The organism is Pseudomonas sp. P5_B2, from assembly GCF_056400445.1.
The window spans coordinates 1-1,217 of the sequence record NZ_JBFULH010000978.1 but is presented as its reverse complement, the minus strand read 5'-3'; the positions used below and the strand labels follow the sequence as shown (position 1 = coordinate 1,217).

General features: G+C 57.0%; 2 protein-coding genes. Both read right to left on the bottom strand.

Annotation, left to right across the window (positions count from 1 at the left end; translation table 11 throughout):
• Positions 1-60: 60 nt before the first annotated feature.
• On the bottom strand, positions 61-534 hold the full coding sequence (locus AC1DRJ_RS28470; protein WP_477805078.1) for a WbuC family cupin fold metalloprotein: 474 nt from the start codon (positions 532-534) through the stop codon (positions 61-63).
• Between the two features lie 3 nt (positions 535-537).
• Positions 538-1,095 carry a hypoxanthine-guanine phosphoribosyltransferase gene (locus tag AC1DRJ_RS28465; protein ID WP_223515397.1) on the bottom strand — a complete coding sequence of 186 codons (558 nt, stop codon included), beginning with the start codon at positions 1,093-1,095 and terminating at the stop codon, positions 538-540.
• Positions 1,096-1,217: the final 122 nt, after the last annotated feature.

Below are 1,217 nucleotides of genomic sequence, written 5' to 3'. Positions count from 1 at the left end.
CATTTATGTTGAATGTGCCGATGCTATTGCGAGCAGGYTCGCTCCCACAGGGGTAAGGAATCAACCGAACTGCGCGCGCATCCACGCTTGATACTCGGCCACACCCGGCTCGCCTTCACGCGGCGCCCAACCCGCCAGTTCGCCTTCACCAACCGGGCGATAAGGGCCAGCTTTGCACTCGAACATCACGCTGCCTGCTTCCAGCACGACGATGCTATGGAACACACCGCCCGGTAAATCCACGCCAACACAATCGCCACCAGCCTGCAGGAGATGTTTTGTCAGCAGCGAGCCGGCCTCGTTGAAGATCAGCACGCCTAGGCGCCCYTTCAGGACCAGTAAGGTTTCGTCCTTGTTTTCACCCAAATGCCGGTGAGGCGCAATATAGGTGCCYGGCTGTAAACCCACCGCCATGCGATGACAAGCGTCTTCCATCTGATGAAAGTTGTAATGTTGCCGTCCACGAGGATTAACCGCAGCTTTCCCGGCCAACTCAGTGAACAAGGACTGATCAAGAAAGCGCGGCGTGGTCATGGCTTACATGCCTTTAACAGCAAAGATCCCGTTAGCGTTACGCCAGTAACCTTTGTAGTCCATGCCATAACCGAAGATGTAACGGTCGATGCACGGCAGGCCGACGAAATCGGCTTTCAGGTCCGGGCGAGCCTTGCGGTCGTGGTCTTTGTCGATCAGCACGGCGGTGTGCACTTTGCGCGCGCCGGCGTGTTTGCAGAAATCGATGATCGCGCCCAGTGTGTGGCCTTCGTCGAGGATGTCGTCGATGATCAGCACGTCACGGTCGATGAACGACACTTCCGGCTTGGCTTTCCAGAACAGGTCGCCGCCGCTGGTTTCGTTGCGATAACGGGTGGCATGCAGGTAGGACGCTTCCAGTGGGAAGTGCAGGTGCGGCAACAGCTTGCCCGAGAAAATAAGGCCGCCGTTCATCACACAGAACACCACCGGGTTGGAATCCGCCAGTTGATCGTTGATTTGCGCACCGACGCGGGCGATGGCCGCCTCGACTTCAGCTTCGGTGTACAGGCAGTCAGCCTCTCGCATGATTTGACGGATATGCTCGAGATCAGCGGACATGGCGCTCTCCAAGGGGTGACGGATTCAGGAAAAGCGGGCAAAGGTACGCATCAAGCCCGGCCAGATCAAGCGTTTGTGKACTAACGTACTCTATGTCTATAGGACAACACCCTCGGATAGAT